General features: G+C 63.8%; 28 protein-coding genes and 1 pseudogene. 15 read left to right on the top strand and 14 right to left on the bottom strand.

Annotation, left to right across the window (positions count from 1 at the left end; genetic code table 11):
- A complete protein-coding gene (locus tag ACVW17_RS12680; protein ID WP_456752202.1) occupies positions 1-1,146 on the top strand; it encodes an acyl-CoA dehydrogenase family protein in 1,146 nt (381 codons plus the stop codon).
- Between the two features lie 37 nt (positions 1,147-1,183).
- On the opposite strand, the gene ACVW17_RS12675 is transcribed toward ACVW17_RS12680, so the two are convergent.
- Genes ACVW17_RS12675 through ACVW17_RS12665 form a run of 3 tightly spaced genes read right to left on the bottom strand, consistent with a single transcriptional unit; the run spans position 1,184 to position 3,691 of the window.
- Positions 1,184-2,368 (bottom strand): acyl-CoA dehydrogenase family protein, encoded by a 1,185-nt coding sequence (locus tag ACVW17_RS12675; protein ID WP_456752201.1) that lies wholly within the window; start codon positions 2,366-2,368, stop codon positions 1,184-1,186.
- Positions 2,361-3,278 carry an HpcH/HpaI aldolase/citrate lyase family protein gene (locus ACVW17_RS12670; RefSeq protein ID WP_456752200.1) on the bottom strand — a complete coding sequence of 306 codons (918 nt, stop codon included), beginning with the start codon at positions 3,276-3,278 and terminating at the stop codon, positions 2,361-2,363. The genes ACVW17_RS12675 and ACVW17_RS12670 overlap by 8 nt, the downstream gene beginning before the upstream one ends.
- Positions 3,239-3,691 (bottom strand): MaoC family dehydratase, encoded by a 453-nt coding sequence (locus ACVW17_RS12665; protein WP_456752199.1) that lies wholly within the window; start codon positions 3,689-3,691, stop codon positions 3,239-3,241. The genes ACVW17_RS12670 and ACVW17_RS12665 overlap by 40 nt, the downstream gene beginning before the upstream one ends.
- Positions 3,692-3,820: 129 nt before the next feature.
- On the opposite strand from ACVW17_RS12665, the gene ACVW17_RS12660 reads away from it, so the two are divergent.
- Positions 3,821-4,834 (top strand): NADP-dependent oxidoreductase, encoded by a 1,014-nt coding sequence (locus tag ACVW17_RS12660; protein WP_456752198.1) that lies wholly within the window; start codon positions 3,821-3,823, stop codon positions 4,832-4,834.
- An 8-nt stretch (positions 4,835-4,842) separates the two neighbouring features.
- Here the strand turns inward: ACVW17_RS12660 and ACVW17_RS12655 are convergent, their stop codons facing one another.
- Positions 4,843-5,718, bottom strand: coding sequence for an SDR family oxidoreductase (locus tag ACVW17_RS12655; protein WP_456797173.1), 876 nt, complete (start codon positions 5,716-5,718; stop codon positions 4,843-4,845).
- A gap of 132 nt (positions 5,719-5,850) precedes the next feature.
- On the opposite strand from ACVW17_RS12655, the gene ACVW17_RS12650 reads away from it, so the two are divergent.
- A complete protein-coding gene (locus tag ACVW17_RS12650; protein ID WP_456752196.1) occupies positions 5,851-6,654 on the top strand; it encodes an enoyl-CoA hydratase/isomerase family protein in 804 nt (267 codons plus the stop codon).
- Here ACVW17_RS12650 and ACVW17_RS12645 read toward each other — a convergent pair whose 3' ends face one another.
- From ACVW17_RS12645 to ACVW17_RS12635, 3 genes are all read right to left on the bottom strand, one after another.
- Positions 6,655-8,280 carry an AMP-binding protein gene (locus tag ACVW17_RS12645; protein ID WP_456752195.1) on the bottom strand — a complete coding sequence of 542 codons (1,626 nt, stop codon included), beginning with the start codon at positions 8,278-8,280 and terminating at the stop codon, positions 6,655-6,657.
- A 119-nt stretch (positions 8,281-8,399) separates the two neighbouring features.
- Entirely contained in the window at positions 8,400-9,206 is an 807-nt protein-coding gene (locus ACVW17_RS12640; protein WP_456752194.1) for an enoyl-CoA hydratase/isomerase family protein, read from the bottom strand.
- A gap of 14 nt (positions 9,207-9,220) precedes the next feature.
- Positions 9,221-10,102, bottom strand: coding sequence for an SDR family oxidoreductase (locus ACVW17_RS12635; RefSeq protein WP_456752193.1), 882 nt, complete (start codon positions 10,100-10,102; stop codon positions 9,221-9,223).
- 288 nt (positions 10,103-10,390) lie between these two features.
- Between ACVW17_RS12635 and ACVW17_RS12630 the strand changes: the two genes are divergently transcribed.
- On the top strand, positions 10,391-10,843 hold the full coding sequence (locus tag ACVW17_RS12630; protein WP_456752192.1) for a MarR family winged helix-turn-helix transcriptional regulator: 453 nt from the start codon (positions 10,391-10,393) through the stop codon (positions 10,841-10,843).
- A gap of 162 nt (positions 10,844-11,005) precedes the next feature.
- A complete protein-coding gene (locus tag ACVW17_RS12625; protein ID WP_456756305.1) occupies positions 11,006-12,337 on the top strand; it encodes an IS1182 family transposase in 1,332 nt (443 codons plus the stop codon).
- A 150-nt stretch (positions 12,338-12,487) separates the two neighbouring features.
- On the opposite strand, the gene ACVW17_RS12620 is transcribed toward ACVW17_RS12625, so the two are convergent.
- From ACVW17_RS12620 to ACVW17_RS12595, 6 genes are all read right to left on the bottom strand, one after another.
- The gene (locus ACVW17_RS12620) at positions 12,488-13,642 is read right to left on the bottom strand and encodes an ABC transporter substrate-binding protein (protein WP_456752191.1); all 1,155 of its coding nucleotides are present in this window, start codon (positions 13,640-13,642) and stop codon (positions 12,488-12,490) included.
- A 151-nt stretch (positions 13,643-13,793) separates the two neighbouring features.
- Entirely contained in the window at positions 13,794-14,444 is a 651-nt protein-coding gene (locus ACVW17_RS12615; protein WP_456797172.1) for a 2-keto-4-pentenoate hydratase, read from the bottom strand.
- A 124-nt stretch (positions 14,445-14,568) separates the two neighbouring features.
- Positions 14,569-15,378, bottom strand: a complete 810-nt coding sequence (locus ACVW17_RS12610) for an alpha/beta fold hydrolase (RefSeq protein WP_456752189.1) — start codon at positions 15,376-15,378, stop codon at positions 14,569-14,571.
- Between the two features lie 30 nt (positions 15,379-15,408).
- The gene (locus ACVW17_RS12605) at positions 15,409-16,923 is read right to left on the bottom strand and encodes an AMP-binding protein (protein WP_456756406.1); all 1,515 of its coding nucleotides are present in this window, start codon (positions 16,921-16,923) and stop codon (positions 15,409-15,411) included.
- A gap of 5 nt (positions 16,924-16,928) precedes the next feature.
- The gene (locus ACVW17_RS12600) at positions 16,929-17,411 is read right to left on the bottom strand and encodes a hypothetical protein (RefSeq protein WP_456752188.1); all 483 of its coding nucleotides are present in this window, start codon (positions 17,409-17,411) and stop codon (positions 16,929-16,931) included.
- Entirely contained in the window at positions 17,404-18,435 is a 1,032-nt protein-coding gene (locus ACVW17_RS12595) for an amidohydrolase family protein (RefSeq protein ID WP_456756405.1), read from the bottom strand. The genes ACVW17_RS12600 and ACVW17_RS12595 overlap by 8 nt, the downstream gene beginning before the upstream one ends.
- Here ACVW17_RS12595 and ACVW17_RS12590 point away from each other — a divergent pair.
- The 9 genes and pseudogenes from ACVW17_RS12590 (at position 18,425) to ACVW17_RS12550 (ending at position 25,252) form a co-directional block, all read left to right on the top strand.
- A complete protein-coding gene (locus tag ACVW17_RS12590; protein ID WP_456752187.1) occupies positions 18,425-19,855 on the top strand; it encodes an NAD(P)/FAD-dependent oxidoreductase in 1,431 nt (476 codons plus the stop codon). The genes ACVW17_RS12595 and ACVW17_RS12590 overlap by 11 nt on opposite strands.
- A gap of 16 nt (positions 19,856-19,871) precedes the next feature.
- Positions 19,872-21,167 (top strand): aromatic ring-hydroxylating oxygenase subunit alpha, encoded by a 1,296-nt coding sequence (locus ACVW17_RS12585; protein ID WP_456752186.1) that lies wholly within the window; start codon positions 19,872-19,874, stop codon positions 21,165-21,167.
- A 9-nt stretch (positions 21,168-21,176) separates the two neighbouring features.
- Entirely contained in the window at positions 21,177-21,662 is a 486-nt protein-coding gene (locus ACVW17_RS12580) for an aromatic-ring-hydroxylating dioxygenase subunit beta (RefSeq protein ID WP_456752185.1), read from the top strand.
- 12 nt (positions 21,663-21,674) lie between these two features.
- On the top strand, positions 21,675-22,436 hold the full coding sequence (locus ACVW17_RS12575; RefSeq protein ID WP_456752184.1) for an SDR family NAD(P)-dependent oxidoreductase: 762 nt from the start codon (positions 21,675-21,677) through the stop codon (positions 22,434-22,436).
- Positions 22,433-22,756, top strand: a complete 324-nt coding sequence (locus ACVW17_RS12570; protein ID WP_456752183.1) for a non-heme iron oxygenase ferredoxin subunit — start codon at positions 22,433-22,435, stop codon at positions 22,754-22,756. Before ACVW17_RS12575 ends, ACVW17_RS12570 begins: the two co-directional genes overlap by 4 nt.
- A gap of 154 nt (positions 22,757-22,910) precedes the next feature.
- Positions 22,911-23,489 carry a TetR/AcrR family transcriptional regulator gene (locus tag ACVW17_RS12565; RefSeq protein WP_066511484.1) on the top strand — a complete coding sequence of 193 codons (579 nt, stop codon included), beginning with the start codon at positions 22,911-22,913 and terminating at the stop codon, positions 23,487-23,489.
- 62 nt (positions 23,490-23,551) lie between these two features.
- Positions 23,552-24,376: a VOC family protein gene (locus ACVW17_RS12560; protein WP_456752182.1), complete on the top strand. Its 825-nt coding sequence runs from the start codon at positions 23,552-23,554 to the stop codon at positions 24,374-24,376.
- A 26-nt stretch (positions 24,377-24,402) separates the two neighbouring features.
- Positions 24,403-24,690: pseudogene (locus tag ACVW17_RS12555) on the top strand (VOC family protein); the annotation flags it as partial.
- Positions 24,608-25,252 (top strand): VOC family protein, encoded by a 645-nt coding sequence (locus ACVW17_RS12550; RefSeq protein WP_456798943.1) that lies wholly within the window; start codon positions 24,608-24,610, stop codon positions 25,250-25,252. The pseudogene ACVW17_RS12555 and the gene ACVW17_RS12550, both read left to right, overlap by 83 nt.
- A gap of 606 nt (positions 25,253-25,858) precedes the next feature.
- On the opposite strand, the gene ACVW17_RS12545 is transcribed toward ACVW17_RS12550, so the two are convergent.
- Positions 25,859-26,020: a hypothetical protein gene (locus ACVW17_RS12545; protein WP_456797171.1), complete on the bottom strand. Its 162-nt coding sequence runs from the start codon at positions 26,018-26,020 to the stop codon at positions 25,859-25,861.
- Between the two features lie 231 nt (positions 26,021-26,251).
- Between ACVW17_RS12545 and ACVW17_RS12540 the strand changes: the two genes are divergently transcribed.
- The gene (locus ACVW17_RS12540; RefSeq protein WP_456752179.1) at positions 26,252-26,767 is read left to right on the top strand and encodes an inorganic diphosphatase; all 516 of its coding nucleotides are present in this window, start codon (positions 26,252-26,254) and stop codon (positions 26,765-26,767) included.
- Position 26,768 lies beyond the last annotated feature (1 nt).

Here is a 26,768-nt window from a genome sequence, read left to right as displayed (position 1 = left end):
ATGCTGCCAAATCGGCCGATCTACGACGAAGAGCATACCCTGCTGCGCGACAGCGTTCGCCGCTTTGCCGCCGCGAACATCGCGCCGCGCTTCCAGGAATGGGAAAAGGCCGGGATCATCGATCGCGCATTGTGGCCGGCGGCTGGCGCGGCCGGCCTGCTCTGTCCGCAAGTGTCCGAGGCATATGGCGGTATCGGCGGCGACTTCCGCCACAACGCCGTCGTGATCGAGGAGTTCGCCTATTCCGGTTTCGCGGGTCCCGCGACCGACTTCTCGGTCCATAGCGACGTCTGCTGCGGCTACCTCCTGAGCTATGGCACGGAGGAGCAGAAGAGGACGTGGTTGCCGCGGATGGTGGCCGGCAAGACCGTTTGCGCGATTGCCATGACCGAGCCCGGGACCGGCAGCGATCTCCAGGGCATCCGTACGCGCGCGGTCCGCGAGGGCGACGAGTACGTCATCTCCGGCCAAAAGACCTTCATCTCGAACGGGCAGATGTGCGACCTCGTGATCGCTGTCACGCGCACCAATCCGGACGGCGGATCGCGCGGGATGAGCCTGATCCTGGTCGAGACCGACCGTCCCGGCTTCCGGCACGGCCGCAAGCTCGACAAGCTCGGCCATCTGTCATCAGACACGTCGGAACTGTTCTTCGACCAGGTCCGCGTTCCCGTCAGCAATCTGCTCGGCTCCGAGGGCGGCGCGATGGGCGCACTGATGAGCGAGCTGCCGCAGGAGCGGCTGACGATTGCGCTCCACTCGATCGCATCAGCCCAGAAGGCATTCGATATCACCAAGGCCTATGTGTTGGAGCGCAAGGCGTTTGGCCAGGCGGTCGGAACGTTCCAGAACACCCGCTTCAAGCTGGCGGATCTGAAATCAGACCTCCAGGTCGGCTGGGCCTATGTCGATCAGTGCCTCGCGCAGCACATCCGCGGCGAGCTCACGACCTATGCGGCGTCGACCGCAAAACTCTGGACCACCGAGATGCACGGGCGCCTGGTCGACCAATGCCTGCAGTTCTTCGGCGGCTACGGCTTCATGCGGGAGTACGAGATCTGCCGGCTGTTCGCGGACGCGCGGGTGCTGCGCATCTATGGCGGCACCTCGGAGATCATGCGCGAGCTGATCTCGCGCAGCCTCTGACGCGGGCCACGATCGCGACCCGCGCCTTTGCCGCTGGTCAGTAGCTCTTCGGCAGGTCCAGCACCTTCTCGGCGATGAAGCTGAGGATCAACTGTTCGGTGATCGGCGCCAACCGGGTGATCGAGACTTCGCGGAACAGCCGCTCGACGTGGTATTCCTTGGCGTAGCCGAAGCCGCCATGGGTCATGATCGCCTGCCACGCCGCGTCGTGGCCGGCGCGTGCGCCGAGCAGTTTCGCGCTGTTGGCTTCGGCCCCACACGGCTTGCCGGAATCGTAAAGCCAAGCCGCCCGCATCGCCATCAGCCATGCCGACTCCAGATACATCCATTTCTCGGCAAGCGGATGCTGGATCGCCTGATTCTGGCCGATCGGACGGTCGAACACCGCGCGCTCCCTGGCGTAGCGCGTCGCGCGGCGCAGCGCGTCCTGCCCGATCCCGATGGCCTCGACCGCGATCAGGATGCGCTCGGGATTGAGGCTGTGCAGGATGTAGGAAAAACCCTTGCCTTCCTCGCCGATCCGGTCGGCTTCCGGAATGAACAGGCCGTCGATGAAGATGGCGTTGGAGTCCACCGCCTTGCGTCCCATCTTCGGGATGCGGCGCACCTCGACCTTCGAGCGGTCGAGGTCGGTATAAAAGATCGTGATGCCGTCGGTCGGGCGCTTGCAATCCTCGAACTTGGTGGTCCGCGTCAGCAGCATGATCTTGTTGGCAATCTGCGCGGTGGAGGTCCAGACCTTCTGGCCATGGACCATGTATCCGCCCGGCACCTTCTCGGCAAAGGTCTTGATCCGCGTGGTGTTGAGCCCGGCATCCGGCTCGGTGAAGCCGAAACAGCATTGATCCTCGCCAGACACCAGGCGCGGCACCCAGCGCCGCTTCTGCTCATCGGTGCCTTTCACCACGATCGGATGCGGCCCGAACAGGTTGATGTGCACCGCGGAGGCCGACGTCATGCCGCCGCCATGGCTTGCGACTTCGTGCATCATGATCGCGGCTTCGGTCACGCCCAGACCTGCGCCGCCATATTCCTCCGGCATCGTGATGCCGAGCCAACCGGCATCCGCCATGGCGCGGTGGAATTCGCGCGGGAATTCGCCGTCATCGTCGCGGGCCAGCCAATACTCGTCGTCGAAGCGCGATACGACGGCGCGAACGCCCTCGCGAATGGCGGCGTGATCCTCGGGCACGTCGAGTTGATTGGCAAAGGACCTATCCATTCGAACTGCCCTCCCCGACCGATGCCAAGGTTCGTCTTGCCGCGACCAGATGCGGAATGTCGTACATTTTGCCGTCGATCCCGACGGTACCGACATCCGGCGCGGCGGCGAAGGCAGCAACGACGCGCCGCGCGTGGGCCAGATCGTCATCCGACGGCGTGAAACAGCGGTTGATGGTCGCGACCTGATCCGGGTGGATCGCAATGCGGCCGACAAAGCCATCGCGGCGCGCGATCCTGCAGCTTTCGGCGAGCCCCTGCTGATCCCTGAAGTCGACATACAGGGTTTCGAGCGCCGCGGCGTCGGCGGCACCGGCCGCGAACAAACACTGCGCGCGCGCCACCTGGTAGGGAAAGGTCCAGCTCCCATCGGCTTCGCGTGGCGTCAGCGCGCCGAGCGCCGCGCTCAAGTCCTCACCGCCCCAGGTCACGCCCACCAGCCGCTTGTTCTTGTGCGCATAGCCGCTGAAACCGATCATCGCCGCGGGCGTTTCGGTCGCGACGACGAGGAGCTTGACGTGACCGGGCGCAACGCCGTTCGCTACCTCGAGCACATCGACATAGTGCGAAACCAGGTCGACGTCCTCGATGCCGTTGACCTTGGGGATCAGGATGCCGTCTAGGCCGGGACGAACCACGGCCGCCAGATCCTCCAGCGTGAGCCCGGTGCCGAGCGGATTGATCCGGACCAGGAAGGACCAGTTTCTCGAACCGCCGCCCAGCAAGGTCTTCACGGCATCACGCGCAAGGGCCTTGCGACCGGGCGCCACCGAATCTTCGAGATCGAGGATCAAGGCATCGGCGCCGATCCGGTCTGCCTTGACGAACTTGCGTTCGCTGTCGGCAGGCACGAAGAGAAGTGAGCGCAGTTTCATGACGGCCTCCGCATCATCAACCCGTTCCGGCGGCAATACATCACCTCTTCGTTGTGCTGGTTGAAGCCGCGATGCTCGAAGGTCACGATGCCCTGTGTCGGCCGCGACTTGCTCTCGCGGACCGCGACGACCTTGGTCTCGGCACGCAGCGTGTCGCCGGCAAACACCGGCTTGGGGAATCGCGTGTCCTCCATGCCGAGATTGCCGACGGTGGTGCCCAAGGTCGTGTCCTGCACCGACAAGCCGATAATGAGGCCGAGCGTGAAGATCGAATTCATCAGTGGCTTTCCGAACTCGGTGCCCTTGGCATACTCGTGATCGATATGCACCGCTGCCGGATTGTAGGTCAGCGACGAGAACAGGATATTGTCCATGTCGGTTACGGTCCGCCTGATCTCATGGACAAATGTCTGCCCTACCGAAAACTGCTCGAAGTAAAGCCCCGCCATTCGCTTGCCTCTTCCTGTATCGTTGCAGGGTCATCCGGCGGCCGGAGCCGCCGGGACCTCCTTGTCTCCCATCCGATTTCTACCGTATAGTCATATCGTACACAAGCGTACGACTTATGAGGAGCGCTCATGACCTATCGTGAAAACCGGCAGGTCCGGCTCGCGGCGCGGCCGCGCGGGATCCCGCAAGCACAGCATTTTTCGCTGGTGACGGAACCGGTCGCCGCGCCCGACGCGGGCGAGATCCTGATCGCCAATCGCTATCTCTCGGTCGATCCGGCGCAACGCGGATGGGCCAACGATGAAGGGAACTACAGCGCGCCGGTGCCGCTCGACACCCCGATGCGCGCGCTCGCAGTGGGCGAGATCCTGGAGAGCAACGTTCCGCAGTTTCGGCCGGGCGAGCATGTCTACGGCTGGTTTGGCTGGCAGCGTTATTGCGTCACCACACCCGACGCGGTGCTGCGCCGCGTCGCTCCATCGCGCCTGCCGCTCAGCGCCAATCTGAGCGTGCTCGGCATGAACGGCATCACCGCCTACCTTGCGTTTCACGGCCTCGGCGATCCCAAGCCCGGAGAGCATGTGCTGGTGTCGACGGCAGCCGGCAGCGTCGGAGGGTTCGTCGGCCAGCTCGCGTGCATCGCCGGTTGCCGCGCGGTCGGGCTCACCGGCTCGGCCGACAAGGCCGCGCGAGCCAAAGCGCGCTTCGGCTATCAAGAGATGATCAACTACCGGGAGGCGGCCGATATCGGCGCGGCCATCCGCGCCGCGTGTCCCGACGGCAACGACATCTTCTTCGACAATACCGGCGGTCCGATCGCCGATGCCGCCATTCGCACCATGCGGCTGCGTGGACGCGTGATCCAGTGCGGCACGGCGGCGAATGCATCCTGGACTCCCGTCCCAACCGGCCCGCGCCCCGAGCGCGAGATCCTCACCCGGCGCCTGCGCTGGTGCGGCTTCATCATATTCGATCACGTCGCCGAGTTCGAAACGGCAGCAGCGCACCTCGCCGAGCTCGCGTTTGCCGGCAAGATCGTTCATGACGAGGAAATCCTGCCGGGCCTCGCCCACGCGCCCGGCGCGATCGCCCGGCTTTACCGCGGCGAGAACCATGGCAAGCTGATCATCGCGGTGGATTGAGCGAGCGGCTACGCGTTCGCCTTGCGCTTCATCACCTCGGGTAGCTTGACGCGATGGAAGCCTTCGAACGGCACGCTGCGGCTGTGCGGCTCGAGCTTCCAGGTGGTGCGTGCATTGGGCGTTCCGCCGTCGACGCGGAGGCAGGAGCCGGTGATATAGGCCGCCGCCGGCGACAGCAGATAGACGATGGCGGCCGATATCTCCGCCTCGGTGCCAAAGCGCTGCAACGGCACGCGCTCGGTGAAGTCATGCAGCTTCTTCTGCATCTCGGGCGTGTAGGTGTCGAAGCCGCTCGACACGATGCCGCCCGGCGCGACCGCGTTGACACGGACGCCCGAAGCCGACCATTCGCAGGCCGCCGTCTCGGTCAGGGTCAACATGCCGCCGCGCGCCGCCGCCGAGTGGCCGAATTCCGGCCAGCCGTGCCAGATGTCGGCAATGATGTTCACGATCGCGCCGCCATTGGCCTCCATCCAGCGGTTAAAGACCTCGCGCATGAAAATGAAGCCGCCGGTCAGGTTGTTGCGCACGACGGCCTCGAACCCCTTGGTCGAGATCGCCTTCAGCGGCGCACGGAATTGGCCGCCGGCATTGTTGACCAGGCCATCGATGCGGCCGTAGCGCGCCAGCACCGCATCGATGGCGGCGGCCACCATGGTCTCGTCACGGATGTCGCAGGCATGGCTCATCGCCTGCCCGCCATCCTCCTCGATCTCCCGCTGCACTTCGATGAGCTTCTCGATCGTCCTGCCGAGGATGGCCACATTCGCGCTCAGCGCCGCGAGCTCGTGAGCGGTGCAGCGCCCGATCCCGCTGCCGCCGCCGGTCACGATGACCGTCTGGCCGCGGAACAGATCCGGCCTGAACACGGACTGGTATGGCATCGCCTCGCCTCCCTGAAGGTCCTCTGGCCGCCGGCCTCCCGATCGGCGGCCGGAATGCTCATGGTATTGCGCATTATTACCGTACACTATATTACTATCTGATCAAGAACAATGAACGATGGGAACGCACCCGTGACGCCACCGAATACCATCACTGTCGAGACCCGCGGCGCGATCGAGATCCTGACCTTGAACCGGCCGGGCCAGCTCAATGCGGTCTCGCCCGAGATGATCGCGGAACTGACCGCGTACTTCTCCGCGCTCCACGAACGGCCGACCACGCGGGTCGTGATGCTGCGCGGCAACGGGCCGCAATTCTCCGCCGGGGCCGATTTGGGATCGGAGGCGTTCGCCGCCCCTGGGAGGGGGCGGCCGCAGCGCCAGCTCAAGATGCAGCAGAACTATTCCGGCGTGATCCGCCTGATGCGATCATGCCCGCAGCCGATCATCGGGCTCGTCCACGGCGCGGCATGCGGCGCGGGCTTCTCCTTCCTGCTCGCCTGCGACGTCCGCTTCGCCGCACCGGATGCCCGCATGAACGCAGCCTATATCCGCATCGGCGTCGGCGGCTGCGACATGGGCTCGGGCTATCTCCTGCCGCGGCTGGTCGGGCTCTCCGTGACCTCGGAGCTCCTGCTCACCGGACGCTTCCTCAAGGCCGAGCGCGCGAAGGCGATCGGACTTGTCAGTGAGATCGCTCGGGCTGACGAGCTGCTGGCAAGGGGACTGGCGTTCGCCGAGGAGATGCTGCGGGTCTCGCCGATGGGGCTGCGCATGACAAAGCAGGCGCTCAACACGCTGATCGACGCACCGAGCCTCGATGCCGCGCTGATGCTGGAAGATCGCCAGCAGGTGATCCTGCTGGAGACGCATGATCATGCGGAAGCGGTCGACGCGTTTCGCGAGCGGCGGGATCCGACCTACTCCGACCAGTGACTATTTCGCGTCGGCAAAGGCCGCGGCGATCTCGCGCAGCTTGAACTTCTGGATCTTGCCGCTTGCCGTACGCGGCAGCTCGGCCAGGAGCTCGACACGCTCGGGCCAGAACTGCTTCGCCATCCTCGCCTCCCCCAGATAGGCCTGCACTGCCGTCAAATCGATCGTGCTGCCGGTGCGGGGAACGATGAACGCACAGCCGCGCTCGCCGAGCCGGGCATCCGGGAAGCCGACCACCGCGACGGCGGAGACCGCGGGATGCTTGTAGAGCAGGTTCTCGATCTCGACGACGGGCACGTTCTCGCCGCCGCGGATCAGGATATCCTTCACGCGGCCGGAAATGCGGATATAGCCGTCCTTATCCATGTAGGCGAGGTCGCCGGAGTCGAACCAGCCATCATTGTCGAAAGTAAGCAGCTCGGGCCGCTTGTAGTAGCCCTTGAACATCTGGGCGCCACGAACCAGCAGCCGCCCGGGCTCGCCTATAGGCGCCGGCCGTCCTTCGGTATCGACGACGCTGATTTCCATTCCTTCGAGTGGCCGGCCGTCCGTGCTCGCGGATTTCTCGGCTGCGCGCGCCGGCTCGGTCAGCGTGCCCGACAGGACTTCCGTCATGCCCCAGAGCGAGCAGACCGTAAGACCGAGTTCGGCGGCCGCACGCTCAATCAGGACGGACGGGATCGGGGCACCGCCGCACAGGAACGAACGCAGGCTATTCGGCCGCGCCGCACCCGCCTTCACGGCGTCGCAGATGTCGCTGAGGAACGGCGTCGACGCTGCCGTGTAAGTGACACCCTCGCGCGCCATCAGGCCGGCGCCGCGCCTGGCCTCCCAGACATCCTGTAGGATCATCGTGCCGCCGAGATAGACCGAGAGCAGCACGATCGCGGCGTAACCCGTCATATGCCCGACCGGCGAGGCCACCAGCAGCACATCGCTGGAATCGAGTCCGAACCGCCCCGACAGCGCCTTGCAGCAGGCGATCAGCGAATTCGACGTGTGCATAACGCCTTTGGGCTCGCCCGTGGTGCCAGACGTGAACATCAGCACGGCCGTGTCGTCCGGACGCAAGCCGGAAGGCGGCTCGTCGGGCTCGGACGACAACAGCATCCGTTCGAAGCCGGTCTCGCCCTCGCCGTCGGCAACGATCACATGCTTGAGGTGCGGCAGGTCCGCGCGCATGCCCTGCGCCATCGTAGCATAGTCGAACCCGCGATATCTGTTCGGCACGATGAAGACTTTTGCCTGGCAGAAATTCAGGATGTAGAGCAGCTCGCGCTCGCGCAGGATCGGCATCACCGGATTCATCACCGCGCCGATCTTGCTGCACGCGAACGCGGTGACGACGAACTCCCACCAATTGGGCAGTTGCACGGTGACGACGTCGCTGCGCCCGACACCGAGCCGCAGCAGCGAGCTCGCGGCGCGATCCGCCAGCCTCTCCAGCTCCCGATAAGTGAAACGTGTCGCCTGGTCCCGATCCGCCCGATCGGCGACGATCGCAACCTTGTCGGGCGCCTTCTCGACGGCCTCGGTGAGAAGCTGATCGACGGTCTTGTCGAGCCAGTAGCCGGCTTCGCGGAAGCCGGCATGAGACGTATCCAGTTTGGCGGCTGCCACGGCCATGTGTCCCTCCTGCGCTGCTGTGTCGGTTCCGGCTTCACGGCCGGATTATTTAGTATATGTGTGTACCTTACTTTATCGTACTACATACTGCCAATGGTCCAGATTGTCGCCTTCGAAGATCACTCCCCGGCAAACACCGGCTTGCGCTTCTCGACGAAGGCCCTGACGCCTTCACGCGCGTCCGCCGTCCGCGAAATCGCGGCAAGCGTCTCGGCCTCGTCCTCGAGCTGGCTTTCGAACGATCGATCGTTGGTCCGGGAAAACAGCCGCTTGATCGCGCCGAACGCCTCCGTCGGGCCAACGGCAAGTTCTCCGGCGATGCGGGCAGCCTCGGACTGCACCGCGTCAGCGGGAACGACGAAGTCGACCAGTCCCAGCGCAAGCGCCGATTTGGCGTCAAGCGTTTCGCCGAGCAGGAAGAACCGCCGGGCGCGTGCCACGCCGATCCGCCGCGTGACCGTCGTGGTCGATCCGCTGTCCGGGCTGAAGCCGATCCTGGAGAACGCCGCCGAGATTTTCGCCGTCTCCGCCATCACCACGAGGTCTGCGGCCACCATCAGCGACACGCTACCGCCGGCGACATTGCCGTGAATGGCGGCGACGACGGGTGCTCGCATGCGCACCATTCTGGCGATCGCGACATGAAGGTCCGCCGTCCACACCTTGATCATTGTCGGCAGCGCATCGCCCTGGCTGATCAGCGACGTCAAGTCGCCGCCGACGCTGAACAGCCGCCCGCGCGCCGACAGCAGCAGCGCGCGCACATCGGCACGCTCGCTCAACTCGGCTATGGCAAGGCTGAATTCGCGGCAGAACTCGCCATCGATCGGATTGCCGCGCTCGGCCCGATCGAGCACGATATGGGCCAGACCATCGCCCACGGTGCATTCAAAGCTCTTGGTCGCCATGGCCAGTCCCCTCGACATCTCTTTCTCCGTGACTAGATCGAGCGTGCCTGCTTTTCCTTCTGCACCGAGGCCTGGATGGCCTCCCGCGCGCGCTGCCAGTCGGCGGATGACAACTTCGAGAGCCCCGCGAAGGTGCTGGGCGCGGCCAGATGATGACCGCCATCGATGCTGATCGTGTCGCCGGTGATGTAGCTGCAACCGTCCGACATCAGGAAGATCAGGAGATTGCGCAGCTCGTCCATCTTGCCGAAGCGGCGCAGCGGTACCTCCTCCGCCTGCGTCGCGCCGATGCCGGTTTCGGCCAGCGGATTGAGCTTGTCCCAGGCCCCTTCGGTCGGGAACGGCCCGGGCGCGATCGCATTGACGCGGATATTCTTCGGCCCCCACTCGACCGCAAGCGACATGGTCATGGCGTGCACGGCCGCTTTCGCCATCGCCGCCGGTACCACATAGGCCGATCCGGTCCACACCCACGTCACGAGGTTGCTGATGATGACGCCGGGCAGGCCCGCCGCGATCCACCGCTTGCCGCAGGCGAGCGAGGTGTAGAACGAGCCGTCCATCACCGTCGAGCGCACCGCCTCGTAGCCGCGTGGCGACAGGCTTTCGGTCGGCGCCAGGAAGTTGGCGGCCGCATTGTTGACGAGCCCGGTGAGCGGCCCCTCGGTCCAGATGCTGGCCAGCATGGCATCGATGCTGTCGGGATCGCGCACATTGGCGAGCAGCGCCGTCGCCTGCCCGCCCGACCGCGCACGGATGTCCTGCGCGGCCTGGTCGAGCACCTCCTTGCGCCGCCCGCAGATGTAGACATGGGCACCATGGGCAGCGAACCCGACCGACATCTCCTTGCCGAGTCCGGTCCCTCCGCCCGTCACCAGGATGCGCTTTCCCTTCAGCACGGCCGCATCGAACATGGGAGACTTCCTTCCCTATGGCAGAATTTGCCGTGATCGGCTGCTTCCGCGGTCTTCGACCTCTCACAAGTAATACACTAGCGTACTTCTTATGTAAATCGATCCGTGATGGGGCGGCGGCGATTTCGTCCCGATGGCGTGACCTTCCATTTAAAATACGCTGGTGTATGGTATTGGTTGACCTCAACCCTCCGACTCGCCGCAAGGGAAGTATCAATGGTTGATCAGCCCGATTGGGATCTTCGGCTTGGATATCTCATCCACGACGTATCGCGGCTCAGGAGGATGATGTTCGATCGTGCACTGGCGCCGCTCGGGATCACCCGCTCGCAATGGTGGGTGCTGGCGTTCATCTCCCGCAAGGACGGCCTTCCCCAGGTTCAGCTCGCCAACGAGCTCGATGTCGGCAAGGTCGCCGTCGGAGCCCTGATCGACCGCCTCGAATCCTCCGGCTTCGTGATCCGCCAGGCCGATCCGGTCGACCGCCGCGTCAAGCGCGTTTACGTCACCAAGCAGGCGCGCGGCTTCCTCGAGAAGCTCCGGAAGGAAACCGACAAGTTCAACGCCAAGATCGTCAACGGCATCGACCGAAAGCAGCTGGAAGACGCTTCCGACGCACTCCTCGCCATGAAGCGGAACCTCCTCGCGATGTCGGACGGCACGGTCGCCAACATGAGCGACGACGAGGAGGGAGAAACGCAGCGCTCCAAAACGCGGAAAAAGCGGCGGGCGGTGGCGTAAGGCCGCCACCAGCCTCGGTTGCCTCCGAGGATGAGTAATCCGTCAGCTCGCGAGACGATGTCGCACCCTCAGAGGGTGTGATTTTTTTGGGGTTTCAGCGAGCATTATAGCCGAAAGCCGGCGCGGTGTGATTCTCTGGCGATGATGGATTCGCGGGAGGTGATGTTGGCTGCCGATGAGTTGTTTGGGGACCTGCCGGAGCAGGCGAAGCCACCAGTCGAAGCGGGCTTGCCCGGCGCTCCGCGGCTGCGTGAGCCCCAGCGCGACCAGATTGCGCTGCGAGCGGTTGATATTGAGAGCCTGATCGGGGAAGACCATCCGGTGCGGCTGATCTGGTCTTATGTCGAAGAGCTTGATCTGAGTGAGTTGGAGGACCGGATCAAGGCTCGCGGCGATCGTCCCGGTCACCCCGCGACCTCGCCCCGGCTTTTGCTGGCGCTGTGGCTCTATGCCGCCAGCGAAGGCGTTGGCAGCGCGCGGGCGTTGGAGCGGCTGTGCGAGAGCCACGATGCCTATCGCTGGCTGTGCGGCGGGGTGTCGGTGAACTATCACCTGCTGGCGGACTTCCGGGTCGGCAACGCCGATCTGCTTGACCGACTGCTCAGTGAGCATCTGGCAGCGTTGGCAAAGGCCGGTCTCGTCGATCTGGAGACCTTGGCGCAGGATGGCATGCGGGTCCGGGCCAGCGCCGGGGCCGCCTCGTTCCGGCGCGAGGCGACGCTGGATAAGCATTTGGCGCAGGCTGAGGCCGTGGTGGAAGACCTCAAGCGCGAGGTCGACACACGCTCGGACGCCAGCAATAAGCGTGCCCGGGCAGCCAAGGAGCGGGCCGCGCGGGAACGCAGCGCGCGGGTGAAGGCGGCGCAGACGGCGCTCGCCGAGATCAAGCAGCAGCGCAAGGAGCGCGAAGAAAGTCGCGGCAACGGCAAGACGCCGAAGGAGCCGCGGGCCTCCACGACGGACGCCTATGCACGGGTCATGAAGATGGCGAACGGCGGCTTCCGCCCCGCCTACAACGTGCAGGTGACGAGCGTGGCCGGGGAGCAGATCGTCGTCGACACCAGAATTTGCAACATCGGATCCGATCGCGGCCTGATGCGCCCCATGCTGGAGCGGCAGCGTGCGCGGCCCGGAGGGTTGCCCAAGGACCATCTCGTCGATGGCGGCTTTGGCAGTGCCGAGGACATCGAATGGGCCTATGCCGAGGGCATCGATATCTTTTGTCCGCCCACTCAATCCAAGCACGGTACCGATCCCTATCTACCGCGGCGCGGCGACGGTCCGGGGGTGTTGGCCTGGCGTGCGCGAATGGCGAGCGAAGAGGGCAAGGCCCGATACAGGTCCCGGTCGATCTGCGAGTGCATCCATGCCCGCTGGCGCAATTGGGACCTGCGGCAATTGACCGTGCGCGGCATCGAAAAGGTCCGTGCCGTCGTGCTCTGGTACGCCCTCGTCAACAACATCCTGCAAGGCAACCGCCTCTCCAGAGCCTAAACAACGGGTCATCGCCGAACTCGAACTCAAACCTGCCAATTGCTGCGACGAACAGCCGCCAAAAACTCCGCAGGAGCCGAATCCGTCACAAGCTCTCAGATTGGCGTTGGGCTGGATTGCCGTATCGGCCGCATCACTCGAGGGCCGAGTTCACGACGCAATGCCGTCGAGATCGATCATGTCCCCGACCGGAACCCAGTTGGCGCCGTCAAAGCGGGTGATTTGAAGGTTGTGAACGGCGCGATAGTCGGTTGGAGAATTACCGACCTTGATGCCGTCCAGAAACAGCGGCGGCTGCTCGTCTTTGAGCGAGGTTGCGTGCTTGAGCAGGTTTTCGCGCGTGAGTTCGTTGCCGCACCGCCTCAAGACCTGCTCGATCATGTAGGCGTTGTTGTAGCCGGGCGTTGCGGTGTTGTCATCGATGCTGACCGACGGCATGTATTTCTTCATGAATTCGACATAGGCCTTGACGCGGGGCTTATCCTGCTGGCGCGGATCGGTCGCTATGACTTCCCACCATGCCGAGACAAGACCTTTCGCATTGTCGAGCCCCGCCGGCGCCAGCGTCCCGCCGATCGAGCTGCAGTTCGAATTGACGATGTGGAGCGGTTTCCATCCCAGCTCGGCCACCTTGCGGATGCCCTGCGCCGCGAACTTGGAATAGGTGAGCTGCACGAAGACGTCAGCGCCCGCCCCCCTGCAGTCGGCGACCTGGTTGTCGATCGTCGGCTCCGTGATTTCGTGGCTGACTTCCTTGACGATGGCGCTGGCCTTGCCGCCGAGCCCTTTCTTCAGGCCGCGGAGAAAGTCCTTGCCGAGATCGTCGTTCACGTACTGGATCGCGATCTTCGCATCCGGCTTCTCGCTCAGGATATGCGCCCCCAGCACGGCTCCCTGCGCGACATAGATCGGATAGAACGGCACGATCCACGGAAATTCCCTGGGATCGTTGAAGCGCTCGGCGCCCGAGGTCAGGAAAAGGTTGGGCACCTTCTTGGCGTTGAGATACTTCATCACCGCGGCATTCGCCGCCGTGCCGAGGAAGCCGGCGATCGCAAACACCTCCTCCGATTCCACCAGCTTTCGGGTCTGCTCGACGGCCTTCGGCGGCGAGAACGCATTGTCGAGCGAGATCAGGTTGACCTTTCTGCCGTTGATGCCGCCATTGTCGTTGATCATCTGGAAATAGGCTGTCTGCGCCTGCCCGTAGACGCCGTATCCGGACGCCGGGCCGCTGTAAGGTGCAGTGGTCCCGAGCTTGATCTCGGTATCAGTGACGCCGGGTCCGTAGTTTGCAGCGCGCACTCCTGACACGCTTCCAAATGCGAGCGCGCTCGCTCCCAGCCCCACAACGGCCGATCTTCGCGAAATCAAAGTCATGCTCAATCCTCCCTATGATCGATTGTTGGTGATTTGAAGCTCTGAAGCGGCTCTTGATGCCTTCTGATCCGGCCGACTACGTGAAGGTCACGCTGACAGGCCCGAAACCGGAGACTCTCGCCTCGTAGACTTCGCCGACCGACACCGGTGAGACCGGGCCAAGCGCGCCCGTCAGCACGACATCGCCACCTCGCAGGGGTTGGCCGGCACGTGCCATCGCCCTTGCGAGCCAGAGCCCGGCACGCAAGGGATGACCAAGGCAGGCCGAGCCGCAGCCGACCGACACGATCGTTCCGTTGCGCGTCATCGTCATGCCGCAGGCCTCGAGGTCGACATCGGTCAATCGCCGCGGCGCTGCGCCGAGCACGTAGCCGGCGCTCGAGCTGTTATCCGCGACGGTATCGAGAATGCTGATTTTCCAGTCCCGTATCCGGCTGTCGACGATCTCGAGCGCAGCAACGGCATAGGCGATCGATCGCATCAGTTCGCCAAGCGTGACGTCTTCGCCGGAGAGACCGCGGTCGAGAACAAGCGCGATTTCGGCCTCGACGCGCGGCTGGATCAGTTTCGCGACATCGATGGTCTCGCCGGTCGAAACCTCCATGTCCGCGAACAGCGCACCATAATCAGGCTGATCGACCCCGAACTGCTGCTGCACGGCTTTCGAAGTAAGGCCAATCTTCCGGCCGACCAGCCGCCTGCCACCAGCGATACCGCGCCGGCTCACCTCGGACTGCACCGCATAGGCGGTCTCGAGGTGCCGCTGCCGATCTCACCGGCGATCGGGTCGATCGGCCGCCGGGTCGACTCCGCCTCCTGGAGGCGCGTTGCGAGCCTGTCGACGAGCGTGCTCATGGCCGATCCAGGAAGGCGGCGACCAGCGCGTTGAACTCGTCGGCCTTTTCCCATTGCGCCCAGTGGCCGCACTTGGGATAGACGTGAAGTTCGGCGTTCGGCATGGTCTTCAGCAGGATGAAGGCGGAATCGAGCGGGACCACACGATCGTCGCGTCCCCAAACGATCAGCGTCTTGTGCTTCAGCGCGGCGAGATTCTCGCGCCAGATGTCGAGCGGCGGCCGCTTGAAGATGTCGATGACGTCCTTGCGCATCGCAGCCTTCAACCGCTCCTCGAGCAACGCGTCGGTGATCGCCCTGGAATCGAATACCAGAAGCTCGATGACGCCTTTCAGCTTCTGCATCGAAGGGCCGTCGCCGCCGTGGAACATCGCCATGCGGCGCAGGCCTTCCGTCGGCATTGGCGTGAAGATGGCCTGACTGCCACCCGTGCCCATCAGCACCCGACGGTTGACCCGCTCCGGCGCGCGCAAGGCGACCATCAGCGCGGTAGCGCCACCCAGCGAGTTTCCGACGAAGCTCGCCTTCTGGACCCCGATCGCATCCATGAAGCTGCGGACGAATTCGCCCATGGCCTCGAAGATCGGCCCGTCCGGCAGCTTGCCCTCGGTCTCGCCGAAACCTGGCAGATCGACGACGATGACGCGGCGGCCGGTCGCCAGCGCCTCGACATTCTTGCGGTAATTGCTCAGGCCCGACGCGCCCGGTCCACCACCGTGGATCAGGATTGTTGGTTCTCCCTGCCCGACATCATGATAGCGCGTGCGGGTTCCCGCCACGTCGATGAACTTGTCACTCAGATCCACGCTCGATCTCCTGTTGATGGCGATGATTGTTCAGACCGCCGGAACGCCGGACAGAAGGTAGTGGTCGCGCAGCTTCCGTTTGAAAATCTTGCCGCTCGCCTCCCGCGGCAGGGCGTCGTGAAAGACGAAGCGCTTCGGCACCTTGAAGCGCGCGAGGCGCTGTTCGAGGAACGCCGCGACATCGGCCGGCGCGGGCGCTGCGTCCGGCTCCGCCTCGATCGCAGCGATCAGGCTTTCGCCGAACTCGGCATCGGGTACGCCGAACACAGCGCAGTCGCGCACGCCGGGACAATTGACCAGGACATTCTCGATCTCGGCGGGGTAGATGTTGACCCCACCCGAAATTACCATGTCGCGTTTGCGATCGCAGATGTAGAGAAAGCCGTCGGCGTCTTGATAGCCGACATCGCCGCAGGTCACGAGGCCGGCACGATCGACCTGTTCACGTTGCTCCGGACGGCCGTGGTAGGTGAAGTCCGAATACGCCTCCGTGCGCAGGTAGATCTCGCCGATGCCGCCGGGTGCGACTTCCTGCCCGGCCTCGTCGTAGATTCTGAGCTCGGTGCCTGTCATCGGGCGGCCGACTGTGCCGGGATGTGCGAGCCATTCCTCGGTGTTGCAGCCGACCGCAGCGCCGGTCTCCGTCGCGCCATAGGTCTCGTGAATCACCGGTCCCCACCATTCGATCATCCCGCGCTTCACGTCGGGCGGACAGGCCGCGCCGGTGTGCGTCACCCAGCGGATCGAGGACAGGTCGTAGCGATCGCGGATGGCGTCGCTGAGCCGCAGCAGGCGCACGAACATGGTCGGCACCATCGTCAGATGCGTGATCCGGTGCTCGGCAATGACCCGCAGCAGATCCTCCGGATCGAAACTCTGCTGCAATACCGTGAGGTCGGCATGCTGGAAGGCCTGCCGCGCAAAGGCGCCGGGCGATGCGTGGTAGAGCGGACCGCAAACAAAGGCCCGCATGCCGGGTTCGATGCCATAGATCTCGCGAAGCAGTGTCGCGTTTTTCTTGATCTGCTTGGGTGTCATTGGCGCGCGTCGAACACCCTTCGGATGTCCCGTGGTGCCCGAGGTGTAGATCATTGTGCCCCGCGGCGCGCGAGGCGGCAGCTCCCATCGCGCAGCCCTGTCGCGAAACGCCTGCCAATCCTGCGCGTGGGGCGGCGATGGCAACGACGTCGAGGCGCGCGCGAGGGCCTCGTCAACGATAAAGGTCGGCATATCGGCGGGAACGACCCGCTCGACCGCCGTGATCAGGTCACGGTGCCCGATTATTGTCCGCGGCGTGCAATCGGCAAGAATATAGGCGATTTCGTCGGGCTTGCTGTGCCAGTTCAACGGCACAACATAGGCGCCGAGTAGCGCGGCTGCATGCAGCACCTCGAAATAGCAGGGATCGTTCCGGATCAGCAGCGCGATGGCATCGCCTTCGCGGAGGCCAATCGAAGCGAGTGCCGTGGCGGCACGGCTGCCCTGCTCAAGCAGGTCCTGGCGCGCAACGCGACGCTCCCCGATCGCGATCAACTTGTCAGCCATCACGCTCACTCCAGGCAAACCGTGACCTCGCCGCGCGCCGGCGGCAGCAGGACACTGTCGAGCAAGCCGAACTCGTCGTCGCTGAGCGCAAGGGGCATCGAGAACGTCAAAGCATCCATGTGACCGCTCAGAACGGTCGGGTAGCGCCATTCAGCCTTCGCGATGGTCCGGCCGCGGCCGCGAAATTCGAACAGCAGCGGCTCGGGCGTGCTCGTGCCATGTCCGCTCTGATAGCCGTCCCCGATGGCGTAGACCTCGCATACGAAGTCTTGCGGACCGCGGCGCTGGATTGCGATCTCGATGTCGAGCAGGCCGAAAGCGGGATCGGCCGCCGCGCCATGCTGGTAGAAATAGACGAAGGGAATGCGGCCGTATTTGCTGAGTCCCCTCTCCGTGTCGGAGGGCACCTGCGCATCGCTGCGGCTGGGCGTTCGCGGCGGGATCGGTCCAAGCAGGCACATCTGCGGCAGGGAGCGACAATCAGCCATGGGATGCCTCCGACTGTTCACCCATCCCTCGCGGTTGCGCGACGTGCAGCGGCGCGACGTCATAACGCCGACCAAGGAAGCCGAAGGAATTCTCGACGAGAACGCTATCGCTGCTCAGCGCGCGCCTGACGAACGCACCCGGCTGCTTCTGCCGGATCGTGAAGGGATAATCGGATCCGACGACGATGCGGCTGTCGCCCACCGCGTTGCCGAGGAACGACAGCGACACCGGATCGTAGAGGATCGAGTCGTACCAGAACCGCCGCGCAAGGTCTGACGGCGGCCGCGTCATCTTGCCCCTGGCGCCGAGCGACCAGCCGAAATCCATTCGCGGTAGAATCCATGGCAGCGCCCCGCCGCCATGGCTGAGCAGGACACGCAGCCGCGGAAATCTTTCGGGCACGCCGGCGGCGAGCAGCGACACCGACGCGAGCGCGGTTTCGAGCGGAAACACCGCAGTCGCTGCGAATTCCGGGCTGCCGCCGACGCGCTCCATGCCTGCCGGGTGCAGCGGATGCACGAAGATGCCGAGATCGAGCGACTGGGCGGCCTCGTAGACCGGAAACAGGCTCTCGCTGCCGAGCGCAACGCCGTTGATGTGCGTCCCGATCTCGATGCCGGCAAGGCCGAGCGCCTTGAGTTTATCCAGCTGCCGGACAGCACGTGGCACGTCCTGCATGCACACCATGCCGATACCGGCGAAATTGCCGGGAGCCTGCGCGATCATGCCCGCGATCTGGTCGTTCATGACGTCCGCCAGATATTCGGCGTCATCAGGCGGCAACCAATGCGACAGCAACTCCGGCATCGGCGAGAGCACCTGCATGTCGGTGCCGTCCTCGATCATGTCCGCGAGCCGCTGTTCGACATTCCATGATCGCGTATCGATCTTCCGGAATATCTTGCCCGCAATCATCACCATCGCCTGATCGCTCGTCGAAAGCTCGACGCTCGGCCAGCGCGCGTCCCGTTTCGGGTCGGCGCCCAGCCGCGCAGGCACAACATGCGTGTGAATGTCGATCACAGTGCCCAACGCGCTCTCCCTGTCGCTCTGTTGCGAGCTTCTTGTCGTGATCCCCGCCCGCGCCGCTGCGCGTCACAGAATTCACTTTACAAACAGGAATGATTGTTTTTATCTTTGCTGTCAAGACGCCTCTGAGCGTCATGGCGCGACGAGTGGAAATGCCGCGCTGAGCGAGCCGCCAAGAGGGCGGCCAAGGGAGCGAATGACGTTGGACCGGCAGCAAGCGCGCATCGTGATCGTTGGAGCCGGACAGGCGGGCGCCCGCGCCGCCGAGGCCCTGCGCGCCGCCGGACATCGCGGCCCGGTCAGCCTGATCGGCGAGGAAGAGCACCTTCCCTACGAACGCCCGCAACTGTCGAAAGCCATCTTGATCGACCGCGCTTCCAATCCGGTGCTGGTCTTGCAGCGACAGCAGTGGAACGACCTCGATGTCGCATTGCACACCTCGTCCCGTGTCGTTGCGGCCGATCTGCAGCGGCGCGTTGTCGGTCTCGCCAACGGACAAGAGCTCGCATTCGACCGCCTGCTGCTCACGACCGGGACGCGTGTGCGTCGCCTGCCCGAGCTCGACAATGGCCCACTCCCCGTCCGCTACCTCCGTTGCATGAACGACGCGCTGGCGCTGCGCCAGGAGTTGCAGCCCGGGCGACAGATTGCGCTGATCGGCGGCGGGGTCGTCGGCCTCGAAGTCGCATCGGCGGCGATCGGGCGCGGATGCCACGTCACCATCATCGAGAAGGCCAAAGGCTTGCTGTCCCAGATCGGCTCCGCATCGCTCGGCCAATGTCTCCATCAGCTCCATGCGTCGAAGGGCGTGAAGATTGTGTGCAACGCCGTGGCGAAACGATCGACATCGCGCGGACTGGAACTCGACGATGGCAGCTTCGTCCCGGCCGATCTCGCACTGGCCGGCGTCGGCGTCGAGCCGGTCACTGAGCTCGCCCAACAATTGGGCCTCGATTCCCAGCACGGCATCCGCGTCACCTCGAGCGGAGCCACCCAAGCCGATGGCATCTTCGCCGCCGGCGACGTCGCAGAGCAATGGAGCCGCAGTCACGACCGCTGGATGCGCATCGAGAACTGGGCCAACGCGCAGAACCAGGCCATCGCCACCGCAAAATCGATGACGAACTCCGCGACTGCCTATGATGCCCCGTCCTGGTTCTGGTCCGACCAGTACGACGCCAACATCCAGGTCGTCGGCAACCCGGCCGGCGGAGAGGAGATCGTCAGAGGCGACGTCGGCGCCGGTCGCTTCGTCACCATCAGCATCCGCGACGGCGAAGTCGTCGGCGGCATCACCGTCAATTCGGCCCGAGACATGGCGGTACTGCGCCGGCTCGTCGCCTCACGCAAGCCTGTTCGAAAAAGCGAACTTGAGAATCCCGCACTCGAACTGAAGCGCTTACTCGCCGCCTAGGGAAGAGGAAACCACAATGAACGCAGAACAGCCGCAGCCCGCGCTGCTCGTCGATCCGGCCCAGCACATTTTCAAAGTTGCGCGACGCAACTTCGTCGACCGCGAGATCTTCAAGGCCGAGAAGGAGAGAATCTTCGACCGCTCGTGGCTGTACCTTGGACATTCGTCGGAACTCCCCAAGCCCGGCGATTTTATCACCCGCAAGGTCGCCGGCCGCGGTATATTGTTCACTCGCGACAGCAAGGGGCAACTGCGCGCCCTGCTCAACACCTGCCCGCATCGCGGCGCCCAGGTGTGCCGCGAGCGCAAGGGCAACGCCAAATCGTTCCAGTGCTTCTACCATGGCTGGGTGTTCGGCGCTGACGGCAAGTTGCGTAGTCAGCCAGGCGAAGCCTCCTACCCCGAGGGGTTCAAGGGTCGCGACACCTCGAACATGCAGCCAGTGCCGCGGTTCGAGACTTATCGCGATTTCAACTTCATCTCGTTCGACAGCAACATAATGCCGCTTGTCGACTACCTCGCGGGCGCCAAGGAATACCTCGACGTGATCTGCGATCAGGCCGACGCCGGAATGTCGATCGTCGCAGGCAGCCAGGAATATTCGATCCGGGCGAACTGGAAGCTGCTCACCGAGAACAGCATCGACGGCTATCATGCCGCGACCACCCACGCGACCTACTTCGATATCCTGATGAGCTCGACGGACAATCTCGCTACCGGGATGGGTGCCGGCGGCTACGGCTACGACCTCGGCAACGGTCACGCCGTCCTCGAATACGGCGCTCCCTGGGGACGACCGGTCGCGCAGTGGATCCCCGGCTGGGGAGAGGCTGGCAAATCGGAGATCGGCCGGATCTACGACAACCTCGTCGCACGCCACGGCCAGGAGCGCGCCGATCGGATCGCGCGCAAGAACCGCAACCTGTTCATTTTCCCAAATCTCGTCGTCAACGACATCATGGCCTTGACTGTGCGCACCTACTTTCCCATGGCTCCCGACTACATGGTCATCAATGCCTGGGCGTTGGCGCCGAACGACGAATCGGCGTGGGCGCGAAAGTATCGCCTCAACAATTTCCTCGAGTTTCTCGGCCCCGGCGGCTTTGCCACGCCCGACGACGCCGAAGCGCTGGAGCACTGCCAACGCGGCTTCGAGAACTCCAAGGAAACCCTGTGGAACGACATCTCGAAGGGAATGGGCAAAGAAAAGGCCCATCACGACGACGAGCTTCAGATGCGTGCGTTCTGGACCCAGTGGAACAAGCAGATGTTTCCCGAACCAGCGTCCGGCATCAAAAGCGTCGCGGCCTAGGAGAACGAGATGCAATCCGTAACCCGAACCGACGTCGAAGATTTCCTGTTCAACGAGGCCGAGTTGCTCGATCAGTGGCGATTGCCAGAGTGGCTGACGCTCTTTACCGAGGATGCCCGGTACGAAGTTCCCTGCACAGACCTGCCCGCGGATGCCTCGTCGGATACCAATCTGTTCTACATCGCCGACGATCGCATGCGGCTCGGCGAGCGGGTCAAGCGGCTCATGAAGCGCACCGCGCATGCCGAGTTTCCACATTCGAAGACCAGTCGAATCGTCGGCAATGTCCGAATTTGCGCACGGCATGAGGACGAGATCGACGTCACCTCAGTGTTCCAGACGCTGCGGACCAAGGACGGCGTCACCGATCTCTACTTCGGGACCAACAAGTATCGCCTCGCGCTGCGAGACGATGGCTTCCGCATCCGCGAGAAGCGCTGCCTGCTCGGCGGCGAAGGCCTGCGGCCGAGCGGCCGCATCAGCATCGTGCTCTGACGGATCAATCAGATGGGTTCTCGTTTCGACGGACAGACAGTCGTGGTGACCGGTGCCGCCAGCGGCATCGGCGCCGTCATCGCCCGCCATTTTGCCGATGCCGGCGCCAGCCTGGTGGTATCCGACATTGATGAGGGCGGCCTCGGTGCGGTTGCCGACGAGATCGCTGCAACCGGCGCCAGGCGTCCGGTCGTGAAGGCCGGCGACCTCTCGCAGGAGGACGTCGCAGGCAGCGTCATCAGGTCGGCGGTCGACAATTTCGGTGCGCTCGATATCCTGGTCAACAACGCAGGCGGCGGGATCATCAAGCCGTTTCTGGACCACACGCCTGATACGTTGCGGACCACGATCGATCGCAATCTCTGGACCGCGCTGTGGTGCGCCTGGCACGCCGTCAAGGTCATGAAGGTCCGCGGCTACGGTCGCATTGTCAATATCGGGGCGGACTCGGTCCGCAACGGTCTCTGGGATCACGCCGCCTACAACGCCGCCAAGGGCGGCGTGCATGCAATGGCGACCGGACTGGCGCGTGAATTCGCCAAGGACGGCATCACCGTGAACGTCGTCGCTCCCTGCATCGTCGAAACGCCCCAGGTCAAGCAGATCACCCTTAAGGCGCCGAAGGCGTTACAGCGCTTTGTCGACGTGGTGCCGATGGGGCGCCCGGCCGAGATGGACGAGGTGGCATCGATGGTGTGCTATCTGGCTTCGAAGGAAGCCTCGTTCGTCACGGGACAGGTCATCAGCGTCAATGGCGGAAGCACAATGCTATGACGACCACGATCAACAGCATTCTCATCGGCACGGTTCAGGACTTTCCGGAGGGCGAGATCCGTCCCGCGACGATGCCCGATGGCACCAACCTTGCGGTCTACAATGTCGGCGGCACGATCTACGCCACGGCCGACCTCTGCACGCACGGCGAGGCTTCATTGTCCGAAGAAGGCATCCTGACCGGAAATATCGTCGAATGCCCTTGGCATTTTGGTACATTCGACGTCACCAGCGGCGCGCCGACCGGCATGCCGTGTACGGTTCCGTTGAAGACCTTCCCGGTCAAGGTGATAGAAGACAGCGTCTATGTCGAATTCTGACGAACCAAAGCCCTCCTCCCGCCGTGGCGCCCCGGCATCCCGCGGGCCTGCAACCCGACAGAAGCTGAGATCGCGCCGGGACAGCACGGCTGAGCCGAAATACGCGCCGCGACGAACCCAGGCGGAGCGCAGCGAAACCACGCGCAAGCAACTGATGGACGCCGCGGTCAAGCTCATTCGCCGCAATGGCTATGTCGGGCTGCGGACGATCGAGGTCGCTGACCTCGCTGGCGTTTCGCGCGGCGCCTTGATGCATCATTTCCCCAGCAAGCACGAGCTCGTCGTGGCCGTGCTGGCCTATGTCAACGAGATCACCTTCACCCAAAGTATGCGCCGCGCGCAGTCGGCGCGGCACGACGGCGGCGATCCGATCGACAGCATCATCAAAGACGCAGAGGACTTTTTCTTCGGCGACTATTTCTTCATCGAGCTCGCCATCGCGATGAGCGATGACAGCACCCGGCAGATCAAGCGCGAGACCCGGCAATTCGCCCGGCAGACGCGCTTTTCGATCGAGGCGACCTGGCTCGACACGCTGATTTCGTCCGGAATTCCGGAACAGCTCGCCAAGGACGTGCTCGCTTTGACGCTGAGCGTGGTCCGCGGCTTCTCGGTCAGAATGCTGATCGAGAACGATCCCGAGCACTTCTCACGCCTGCTCGGTGTCTGGCGCCAGATCGTGCGGCAGCACATCGAGAATTCGATGCCCAAGCAGTCGAGAAAGCGGACATGACGGGTCAAAGTTCATCCGAGAGGGCGCCACAACGCTCCCTGATCGGGCTCTGCTACGCCAGATTGGCCGTCCGCGAGCCGCAACCCGCAGCGGCGTTCGCGACCGATATTCTGGGCTTGCAACCAGTACCCGACAAACAGGCTCTACTCTTCCGATCGGACGATCGCTATCACACGCTGTCACTAATATCGGCAACGAACTCGTCCTCAATCGGCATCGAGGTTTCCGACGAAGCGGTGCTCGAACGCGTCGAGCACGCGCTACGGAGCGACGGCTTCACCGCACGTCGCGGAAGCGCCGACGAGTGCAAGCAGCGGTTCGTCCGAGATGCATTGATTGTGCAAGATGCCAGCGGCAACGAGATCGACCTGGTGCTGCGGCCCGCGCAAAGCGGACGCCGCTATTTCCCTAGCCGCGACGCCGGCATCACCGGGCTGGAAGGCGTCGGGCTACGCAGCGTCAGGCCGACGGACGACCAGAAATTCTGGACTTCGATCCTTGGTGCCCGGATCAGCGACTGGGCCGGCGACGTCGCCTATCTCGGGATCGACCGGAAGCATCACCGCATTGCGCTCTATCCATCAGACCGGCCCGGCATCCTCTATATCAGCTATGGCGTCGAGAGCCTGGATTCGATCATGCAGGGCCATTATTTCGTGCAGGAGCGCCAGATCAAGATCCTGCATGGCCCCGGACGCGAGCCCGCGTCCGGACAAATCTTCCTCAGGTTCGAGGGGCCTGAAGGATACGTCTTTTCCTACACGCATGGGATCAAAGACATCGAACCCGATCATCATCCCCGGCAATTCTCGGCTCATCCCTCCTCGCTGTGCGACTGGGGCAGCCAGTGCCAGGGCATTCCGGAACTGCGGCCGGCCGGCGACTGACAAGCCAAAGAGAATGGAGACGCCACATGATTGAACTGCGCGATCTCGCCTATGTACGGCTCGGCGCCTCAAACCTCGAGGACGCGCGGAGCTTTGCCACCAGAAGCCTCGGCCTGCAGGTCGGCGAGCAGGCAAAGCAGGCGCTCTATCTGCGCTCCGACGATCGGGCGCACACGCTCTGCTATTTCGAGGGTGATCCGCAGGACCAGACCGTCGCCTTTGAAGTTGACGATGCGGACAAGCTCAGCGTCGCCGGCGCAACGCTCGACACGCTCGGCCATGCCGTCCATGCCGGCACACCGGGCGAATGCGCGCTCCGCAAGGTCAAGGCCTTCATCGCGTTCAAAGATCCGACCGGCAACCAGATCGAGTTCGTCGTGCGGCCCGAGCGCAGTGGCAGACGATATTTTGCGACCCGCGACGCCGGGATCACCGGCTTCAGCCATGTGGGCCTGTTCACGACCGACCCCGTGCGCGACGAACAGTTCTGGACTCAGGTCTGCAACGCCCGCGTCAGCGATCGCATCGGGGACATTGCCCTCATGCGAGTCAACGCGATCCATCACACCGTGGCGCTGGCCCCCGGCCGCGGGCCCCGGCGTGCATCACATCAACCACCAGGTCGAGAGCAACGACGACGTGCTACGCTCGTACTATCATTTGTCGGGCCAGCGCGTCCCAATCGTCTTCGGTCCGGGCCGTCACCCAACATCCGGCGCGCGGTTTCTCTATTTTCAGGGTCCCGACGGCATGGTGTTCGAATATTCGGTCGGCGTTGACGAAATCGAGGATGAGGAAACCCATCGGCCCCGACAGTTCGGCTTCGAGCCATCAAGCCTTTGCATGTGGGGCGCGAAATCAGGACGTCCCCGTTAGCTCGTTCAAGATCCCGGCGATCGACTTTCTTCTTCCTCGGTTCGAAACATACAGCACTGGTGAGAACGCCGACCACGGGACGTTTCTGAAACCGCGGTACTAAAATCAGCGTCGCGCGATGAGCGCTTTCGGCGTCGGTCCCGCACCGAGCGGCAATCGAGTCGTCCCAAGGTCGTCATTGGGAATTAGCTCTCTCCATCGGCATCGTGAAGGACCACGGATCGGGCACGCATGACTCGAGCCTGAACTCAACCTCGCGGTAGGCCTCTCCGATTTCGGGTCAGTGCCGGGTTGATTCCGATCAGGCGATTGTGGGGTCTGGAAGGGCCACAACCGTGCCCGCGGCGAGAACCTCCTGCTTATTTTTGTCGGCGAGTACCGCGCGTCATCCTGCTGGTATTTGTGCTGGTACCGGCAGCAATCGAAGAGAAAAGTGCGTTCAAATTCAAATGGTTATGGCTCTAGGCAATTATCGGCCAAGGGCACCACGCTTCGCCCTTGCGGGCTTCGCCTGGCGCAGCCATGCCCAGACCGCAAGGGCGAAGCGTGTCCGGCGAAGCTTGAGCGAAGCGAGAGCGAAGACGGGCTGGCGCTCCTAACCACCCCTCACTGGTTCAGGATCGGCGGAATGTCTTTTGCGTCGCGCCGCCCCGGCAGCGAGCTGAGATAGGCGTGGATGTCGGCGATGCCCCTGTTCAACAGCACGTCGACGGAGAACGACGGCATGGCGTTCGGCGCCTCGCGCAGGACGGCGATGAGGGACGCCACAGGCAGCGGGATCGCGCCGGCGTCAAAGTTATGTTCGCCACTTCCAAGGAAGCCTTCCTTGCCGCCATCGTCCTCGTCGCAAGGTTGGTGACGGCGGCGAAATCGCATGCAGGAACGATAGATTGGCCCCGCCGTTTGGTTTGACCAACCGCAGCAGGACGATCAAGCGGCTATGGAGAAAGAGGCGCCCGCGGGCGGCCCGCAGGCGCATATGCTCGTAGGCGACCAATTATGACGAATCTCGCCAAGCTCCCGACCTGGGCGGACGATAAGCACGTCTTCGCCGTCATCGAGACTCCCCGCGGGAGCACATGCAAGCTCGAGTTCGACCCCAAGCTGGGGACCTTCACTTTGGCAAAGCCCCTGATGACAGGACTCAGCTATCCGTACGACTGGGGCTTCATCCCGTCCACCAAGGCGGAGGACGGCGACCCTCTCGACGTGCTGGTCATTCACGACGCCAAGACATATCCCGGCGTTGTTCTCAAATGCAGGCCGGTCGGGGTGCTGGAGATCGAGCAGAAGAGCAAGGGTAAAAAGGAGCGCAACGATCGCGTCTTTGCCGTGCCGGACCGCTCCCCACTCGAAACAGATCTAAGGGATATCCGCCATCTTCCCTCGCGCGCCTGCGAGGAGCTCGAAGCGTTCTTCCGCGCCACCAACGCTCTTGAGAGCAAGGATCTGACTTTTTTGGGCTGGCGTGGGCCAAGCCATGCGGCCAAGGCGATCAAGCGCGTTTCAAAGTAGG

The organism is Bradyrhizobium sp. USDA 4473, assembly GCF_054063335.1.
This window is presented reverse-complemented; position numbering and strand designations above follow the sequence as displayed.